The sequence below is a fragment of the Pasteurella testudinis DSM 23072 genome (genome assembly GCF_900176075.1).
GTDB classification, from domain to species: Bacteria; Pseudomonadota; Gammaproteobacteria; order Enterobacterales; family Pasteurellaceae; genus Chelonobacter; species Chelonobacter testudinis.
In genome coordinates, this window is sequence record NZ_FWWV01000020.1 from 18,112 (window position 1) to 27,123 (window position 9,012).

Sequence of the window (9,012 nt, forward strand, 5' to 3'; positions counted from 1 at the left end):
TGATGATGCGATTGCTCACTTTTGCTTACGCAAATAATTCACGACCCGATGCAGTCCAGTGCCATGGGACGATTTCAATAGTATTCGAGCCGAATCCTGCAATGCAAGGATCTGATTTTCAAACAGTTTAATGACTGCATCAGCGTCCGCCACCCAATGCAAGTGCGGTATGCGATTCAACGGTTTCAACGTTTGATATAGTGTCTGCATCTCTGCCCCGCACAGAATCACCGTGCCTGCCTGAGTTTGCAGCACATCGTTCAGCAACTCCAAGTGATGTTGCCGGCTTTCCGCGCCCAGTTCCAACATATCGCCCAGCACCAACACCCGCTTTTCGGGCAAAGCCGAATCATCTGCAAATGCCTGCAACGCCGCTTTCATCGAAATCGGGTTGGCGTTGTAGGCTTCGTTAATCACCGTTACCGTTTGGTCTGCATAAGCACTTTCAAATACATCGCCACGCCCTTCCACCGCTTGGAACTGCTCAAGTGCGGTCAGAATTGGGGGAAGATCCAAACCTTGCCGGTGGGCAATGGCGATCACTGCCAAGGCGTTCAGCATAAAGTGTCTACCTTGGGCACGCAATGTCACCGCTATCTCCTCGCCGAATACCGATACCTTGGCGCGACCTTGTCGATAGCTTAGCAAACGCACATCTGCTTGCGGATGTTCGCCATAGCTGATCATAACGAGTTGCTGACGGTGCGTGGCAGCGGCGATTAAGTCAAACTGGGCGATGTCCCGACATACCACCGCCAAACTTTTGGGTGACATCGCCTCGAAAATGCGTGATTTTTTGAGCGCCACCGTATCCAAATCATTGTGGTATTCCAAGTGGGCAGCTGCGATGTTGGTGATCACGGCCACGTCCGGCTTCACCAATTGGCTGTTGAGTGACATATTGCCAATCGCCATTTCCAGCACCCAATGCGCCGCCGTTTGCGGCATGCACGCCATATTCCAAGCAATGCCAATCGGCAAATTCGCACTGCCTTGGGTTTGTGCGCTTGATCCGATTGCAGACAAGGCTTGGCTGAGCATGGCAACCGTGGTGGTTTTACCGGCACTGCCCGTGATGCCATACGTTTTACCGCGATAAGCCGAACGTGCCAAACGCGCCAAGTCCAATGTTGCTTGGCGGACATTACCGACAACCAACAGCGGTATACCGAGATCAGCATAGCTTTCCGGATCATCGGTCACAATCGCTGATGCGCCTTTGAGCACAAAGGATTTCACCGCTGGAAACGACAGATAACCGGTTTCCATATTTTTACCACGGGCGACAACAATGTGCCCCTTTTGGAAACTTTTCGGAAAAATGCTCAAGCCCGTCGGCTGCCAGTTTTCCGGGGCTTTCTTGTGCCATTTTCCTTTGGTCGCCACCTCGACATTGATGACGTTAAACGCCACATTTTCTTTATTTTTTTGTTGCTGCAAACTGTTTGGATAATGGCCGTTTTTCAATAATTCATAATAATGTACAAAGCCTGATAAATAGTGTTCGACATCATCAATGCGCACACGGAAAGCATGGTGACGGATAAAAAAACCGTGCAGAATGTTATTCGGATTGGCAAAATGCATGGCATTTTCAGGGAAGAAAAAGCCATTGAGCAAATAATTTGCCCGTGTGTGCAACGCCGTATAAAACGCCGCCACATCAAAATCATCGAGCACATCTTGATATTCAGGGAATTCGTCCAGTTTCAGCAGCATTTTATGAAATGCCATACACAATTCCAACAAGGTGGGAAACGTAGTCAAGCGGTTCTGGATAAAATTGAGATAGCCTTTCACGTTATCAACCGCAAATTGGAAATAACGGCGTTCCGGCTTGTAACGGACCAATTCATTGGAACAGTAAGACAGCCAATGATCGTGTGCTTTTTCATGGTGATTGGTAATGAAGAAATCAAATGCCTTTTCCACGCAAGCCAGCCATCTCGGATCTTGAGTAACCCCATACAAACGCATCAAACCGAATGCCGCTTCGCCATCGTAATAAATGGTGCGGGTTTTCGCCATCACTTCCAGCGTTTCGCCATTTAAAATATGCACAAAACTGCCGTTTTCTTCCTGCATGGCAACCATGCCCGCAGCCAGCTTGTCACATAAACCGAGCAGGCGCAAAGAGCGGTCGTTTTGAGGAAACATCTGCGCGTATTTGACAAACGCAAGTATGGCGACGGCATTGGCGCCGAGTTTGATTTCATTGTTGATTTCCAGCACATACGCTCTGCCGTCGGCATAATGACGGATATTGTGTACCACAAAATAATCAATTGCCGATTCTACGCGTTGTTGCACCGCGTCCAATTCCGCGGCATTCAGGGTAATCAGGCTGATTTCGGTCGCAACAGTGTCGCCCGACGCTATCAATTGCTGACACAACTCCAAGCCTTCCAGCAGAGCGTAAGTGCTCGATGCGTGACGCAAGGTATTGTAGGTTGGAATCGGTTTGTCGAAGCACGGAAAATGCCCATACTGAAACAAACCACTCTCTTCAATTTGTCGGCTTAAATACAGTGTACTTAAATGCACCAACTCGCCGGTTATTTCGGGGGTTAAGGCCGCAAGCTGACGGCGACCGTGCTGGCGCGGCAAGGTGGAAAGTATCCTCAATTGTTGCGTATCCGCATCTAAAAAAACGCCGGTCGTCACAAATACCTTCACGGGCATATCATCTTTAAAATCAGGCATTTGCTTTGATGAAAACCGCCCTTTCAGATAACGCTCCAAGTTTGCCTGATTGATGCCGGCCAACGGCTTATCTGCCCCCAAATAGAGCGCAGCATGGGCATTTAATTCCATTTCCGTCGCCATCAGCCAAGGTGAGGTAACGCCTTTGAATGCGATACCCGATCGGAAATAATTACGTTTATATTTCCGCAGCTCCTGTTGCAACTCAGCCCACTTCATCGCCGACTCGCTAATCACCCATTCCATTTTCAACCATTTCAGCGGTTGCTCGAAATGTTTAGCCAATGCGCTGATTTTGTTTTCTATTCTGGTTTTCACAACCTGCCAGTCGCCACTTGTCAATTCATCTTTATCAAAAAACAAACTGGCACATTTGGCGCGTTTTTCACCGCTGCTGAGGGAAATGATCAAGGTATCGGCAAATTCCCCTGCACTGTGTTGTTGCTTATAGAGTGCCTGAATTTGTGGTAAATAATCAGTGAACAAGGTCGGAAATGAAGTCATAATCGCTCTGCAATCAGCAAATTTGTCTCAAATAATTGCTTATTATAACCAATCAGTTAATAGAAATCCGAAAAATTAAAAGAAAAGTAAGATTACACTTCAAATCGGATTTTTGGCAAATCAATAAAAGCAAGTACTTTAAGTGTAGTATTAATTATAGTAGGTAAAACGTACAAAAAATAATACAATTGAAACAGGTATTGTGATTACCACCACCGCAATGCCCATGTCAGAGATGGGGCATCCTATACTAGGGTAGGCAGTAATCCGACTAAGTTAATTAAATATAACTTCAACGATTCACCAATTAAACCGCTATTAGAAAGTCCGCGATATTTCCATGCCTTTCCTAATATGCAGCAACTGAATATTACGAATTTAAAACTATTTTAGATGAATTCGGCAATGAACAGCAGGATCCAACCGCAGTTAAGCCAAAATCACCTATTTTTAAATGACTTCCGAATATTCCCATAGTTATAATTTGTGAACACAACAACAAGGTTCATACTCATGGCAAACAAAAAATCCAGTGCTATTGTGTTTATGCTGACAGCAGATTACCACTTTGCACTAGCAACAATGATTATTAACTTACAGGAAAAGAATCGCCATAATTACGACGACATAATTGTGTATCATGATAGCTTAACCATCAGTGAACAATCAGATTTGCTCAGAATCGAACCCCATATTCAATTTATTTCTTATACCTTTTCCGATTGGAAGCAGGAACACTATGAAGACACGATGGATAAAAAGCAACTCAACTACTTCATTAAACGTTTTTCTCATTTTTCGCTCTCAAAATATAAAGTAGTCGAACAGTTGGCTCATTATCATAAAGTTTTATTCTTAGATTTAGATATGGTGATACAGGATGATTTTAGCGAATTATTCAATATTGAAGGTATTGCATGGCGCACTGAAAGTCTGTTTATCAAAAAATTTGGAGATCGTGCTTCCCGCCCGCCATTAGCGGAATTAGACAATATCCCCGCTACCCATCCGGCGCCGAATGGTGGACTGTTTTATGCAAATGATTCATTAGATTGGCAACAAGCTATCAAAGATGCACAATTTTTCCTAAAAACCTTTCTAGGTTATTTCAGTAGTGTTCTTGATGAATTAGCATTTTCATATCTCGCATATAAGCAAAATATCAAAATCACAGAACTTGATCATAAAATTTATAACACATTACCACGCATAACCACTTATCAAACTAAAATCGTACATTTCATGGGAAACATGAAACCTTGGAATTGTGAATTATCACAATCTGCATTCCCGATATGGATGCGAAATTATCAAAAAGTACAAGCATTTGGTGATTTCAATTCGGATAAAATTACCCATTTCGGCGAAACAGGAGAATTATTGCGCAAACGCACAAATGAAGCCCATTGGCTACATTTTTTACAGCATAGCAAACTAAAAATTCCGGCAAATCTAAAATTAGTTTATGTACTGGACAAAGATGAGTTAACACTTGATTACAAGCCATTCATCTATTATGAATTTGTACTGCAGCGTAATTCTTGGGATTTTAAATTAACCTTACACATTCATATCAAAGAAATTACTCAAGACAAACGCCTGATAGAAGCACTTGATACCATCGTAATGGAGAATGAAAACCTTACTTACTTTGAGCACGCTAAAGGCATTACACTTACGGCAAAACGCTGTCATTTGGATAAAATTAGTAGCTATTTTTTCTATTTTTATCAAAAAACACAACCCATATTAGAAATATTAGGATAACCATCCCATATAAAATAAGATCAACTCAGATTAATCATTGGCAAACAATTCATTCCAAGCCAATAATCCTTTATTTTAAAATCCGAGTGTTACCAACTTATTTGTCATCTTAATATCAAGGTTATGTTGTTTCAAATATTGGCGGTTTATTTACAGCGTTGCGCGCATCAAGCAATGTCGATCATTACCAGCTGACTTACAGTTGTTCAACAAAAAACACCCTGTCGGCAAGCCGGCAGGGTGTTTGGGTTAGGCAAACCGCACTTTTCAAAGTGCGGTCAGGCTTAGTGTTGATTACAACACGTTGATTGTACTTTGAATATACAATTCAACACTTGGGTTGGTGCTATCCACCCAAACCGTATAGCCTTGATCGTCGCCGGTGCCTTGGCGTGATGTCCAAGTCCCCAACTGCGGAGCGCTGGAAGCGGTATTCGATGTCCAGTTGTTGTCACCCAAATCGACAAAGTCTGATGAACCTCCAGTGATGTAGATTTTGCTCGGCGCGCCGTCGTAAATCAAATCGCTGATGACCACATTCAGATGGGTGTTGGAATCATTCAGATCAATCACCTCAAAACCTTTCACTTTGGTCATGTCGATCTCGGTTTTAGCGCTTGAGCCGGTAAAGCGCAGGATATCGTTACCTGCTCCGCCATTGATGACTGTTTGTGAGTCACGAATAGCTTCTCCTGTAGCACCAATAGTGAGGACATCATCACCGGCGCCCAGATCAATGGTCAAGCCAATGTCTGTACCTGCGCCGCTGGAAACATACCCACCCACGGTAAAGGTGTCATTACCGTCACCGGTAATAAAGCTCTGCTTAGCGTCGGTTGCTGAGATATAACCGCCAATGCTGATGGCATTGTCACCGTTACCCAAATCAATCAGATTCAATGGGCTGGACGAGGTGTCAATATTACCGCCGACAATCAAAGTGTCGTTACCGTCGCCGGTGGTCATACCTTTGTTACCGGCCCACCAGCCCTCGATATAAACGGTATTGTTGCCCTCGCCCAAATTAAATTCGACTTTAGCCGTATAGATGGTAGAGCTGATATTTCCCGTCACACTGATAATATCATCGCCGGCACCGGTGGTGATGGTGGTTGAGCCGCTGATCGGCGAAATACCACCGGTTATCGCAACCGTATTGTCACCATCGCCCAAGCTCATGGTGCTCGCGGCACGAGAAACAATACCGTTGCCAATCGACACATAATCATCTCCTGCACCGCCAGTGAAGTTGAATTCGGTATCCATGCTGCCACCAATATTCAACTGGTTGTTACCGTCACCCAAATCAATATTCAATGGCGAGCCGACAGCATTACCCAAGGCGGTAAAGATGTCATTACCCTCTCCCATATCAATTTCGTAGGCGCCATAAGCAATGTTGTTCACGACTTCAAACTTGTCATCACCCGCGCCCATATTGACAGATACACCATCGTATAGCGCACCATTGACACGCAGATAGTCATCACCACCCGCCATATCGACAACGGTCTTGTCATCGGTTTGCTCGGCAAAAATACCTTGGTTACCCAAGTCGTTGACACCGCCGCCAGCCAAAATCACATAATCGTTGCCGTCATCCATCAGCAAGCCTTGGGCACTTTCACGTTGTAGCAAGATGGTTTGTTCCATCGTGGCTGCCGTGATGCCGACTTCCGTATTCATATTCACATATAAACGCGGGAAGTTGTGCAGGCTGGCCGTTTTGACGTTACCTGCCTGGTCAATGACGGTGATTTCAGCACCATCAACGGTTTTGTTGTTCCAACCGCTGAGGGTGAGGCTGTATGCACCATTTTCATCGGCTACTGTTTCGGTTGTCACATAACTGTTGTTATTGGTGCTACTCAAGTAAGTCACACGGATGGTCGCACCGGCCTCTGTTGTGCCGCTGAAAGTGCGGTTGTCGCCATTGACGGAAACGTTATCTACCGTGATTGCTTCAACCAAGGTATCCAGCTTGATATGATGCTCTTGCACCACGCTCTCAACCTGTTCGCCATCGACGATGCCGCTCACCACCACTTTATACAGATACTCTTGACCATAGGTCTGATCCAGTTGGTCGTCGGTGCTGACGACAACATATTCGGTGTCGGAGCCGACCACTTTAACAATCTCCACTTGCGTTTCCGATTTGATCGGTGAAACGCCGTCAAGCGAATCATCGTATTTATAACGATATACGGTCAGGGTTTCACCTTCAGCCAATGCTTTGTCCAAGGTGATTTTGATGTTCGGCGTATCATCGTTGGTCAGACCGGTTGCCAGACTGCTGAAAGCTGTGCCGGTATTGTTGCCGATTTCACCGGTTTTACCGTCGGTGTTGTACACATTAGTGGCGATCAATTCATCCAAACCGGCGTAATCATCGGTCAGATCATCGAGCAGCGTGATGCTGGCTGTCGGAAGCGCTTCTTCAATGGTTACGCTGCCGGTGCCGTCCAAAGAGCGGTTGCCTGCGGTATCTTCTACATAAGCGGTCACTTCGATTTCGCTGATGTCGGCAGTCGGCACATCAATGGTTACCGAACCTTGAGTCAACAACGCTTCAGTAATCTCGATTTCTTGCTCCTCACCATTGATGGTGACATATAAGATATCGCCCACTTCCGTGTTGACCGGCAGACTGATTTCTACCGGCGTGCTGTTGTCATCACCGATTTCAGCCGCACTCAAGATGCCGTTGCCCAGAATCTGATCACCGTTCTCATCAAACAGAGGCGCACCTTCTTCATTAACCATCGGGTTCACATCTTCAGGGAAACTGATCACCGGACCAGTGTCCGCCACACCATCATTGTCCGTGTCGCCCGGAACGGTTGTATCTGCATTCGGACCGGCGATGCCTTTGCCCTCTTCGGATACATTGTTGCCCTCGCTATTGGTGGCAACCACTTCGCTGCCGTCCTCAACAGCACGCTCGGCAATGGTTACGACACCGGTTTCAGGGTCTACCTTGACACCGGTCGGCAAGGTAGTGCCTGCTTCCGGTGCCCAAGTGCCGTCTTCACCTTTTACCACAGTTATGGTTTGGTTTACGCCATCTTCGTCAACGTAGGTGATGTCTAATTTCTCAGCACCCTCAGCAGGCGTAACGGTCACGCTGCCGTCTTCGGTGCTCGGCGTAACGGTCGGGGCATTCGGGCCTTTGTCCACACCTGCCGTACCAGTGCCTTCCACAGACTCATTGTTGGCTGTATCGGTGTTGGTGGCGGTCACGGTGCTGCCGTCTTTCACTGCGTCTTGACCGATGGTCACCACGCCGGTGGTCGGATCAACGGTCACGCCTTCCGGCAAGGTCGTACCGTCTTCCGCTGCCCAAGTACCGTCTTCACCTTTCACCACGGTTACGGTTTGGGTGACGCCGTCTTCGTCAACGTAGGTAATATCAGTTTTCACTGCATCATCCGCCGGTGTAATGGTCACGCTGCCGTCTTCGGTGCTCGGGGTCACGGTCGGTGCTTGCGGTACGGTGGTATCCACTTTCACGCTACCGTTGCCGGTAGCGGATTGATTGCCGGAAGCATCTTTCACATAGGCGGTCACGTCGATTTGCTCAATGTTGTCAGTGGCTACCGGTACGGTAACGAAGCCGTTATTCAGATCAGCAACGGTAACAGGTACTTCCTGCTCGACGCCGTTGATAGTCACGACAACGATGTCGCCCTCTTCGGTGCCGGTCGGCAGGCTGATTTTTACCGGTGTGCTGGCATCTTCGCCCACTTCGGCTGCATTCAGGGTGCCGTCGCCTTCAATATCTTCAGGGAAGGTGATGACCGGTGCTTCGTCGCCTTTGCCGTCGCCGTCGGTGTCTTCGCCACCCGGAGATTGCAGATCGGCAGTTGAAGTGTCCGAACCTTCGGTAGAGGTGTTGCCGGCGGCATCGGCCACAACGGCTTTCACTTCGTTTACTTGACCGTCAATCGGAGTCACTTTGACGGTTACGCCGTTGGCGACGTCATCTGCGGTCAGGGTCACGGTTTGCGTGCTGCCGTCCGGGTTGGTGACAGTCAA

Annotated in this window: 2 protein-coding genes and 1 pseudogene; 1 reads left to right on the top strand and 2 read right to left on the bottom strand. The window is 46.9% G+C overall.

All coding sequences use genetic code 11. The features are described from left to right. Positions 1 to 15: 15 nt before the first annotated feature. Positions 16 to 3,207, bottom strand: a complete 3,192-nt coding sequence (locus tag B8880_RS08410) for a UDP-N-acetylmuramoyl-tripeptide--D-alanyl-D-alanine ligase (RefSeq protein ID WP_084257177.1) — start codon at positions 3,205 to 3,207, stop codon at positions 16 to 18. Positions 3,208 to 3,720: 513 nt separating this feature from the next. Between B8880_RS08410 and B8880_RS08415 the strand changes: the two genes are divergently transcribed. Continuing rightward, positions 3,721 to 4,974, top strand: coding sequence for a glycosyltransferase (locus B8880_RS08415; RefSeq protein ID WP_084257178.1), 1,254 nt, complete (start codon positions 3,721 to 3,723; stop codon positions 4,972 to 4,974). 294 nt (positions 4,975 to 5,268) lie between these two features. Here the strand turns inward: B8880_RS08415 and B8880_RS14410 are convergent. Next, a pseudogene (locus tag B8880_RS14410) lies at positions 5,269 to 9,012 on the bottom strand (Ig-like domain-containing protein); the annotation flags it as partial.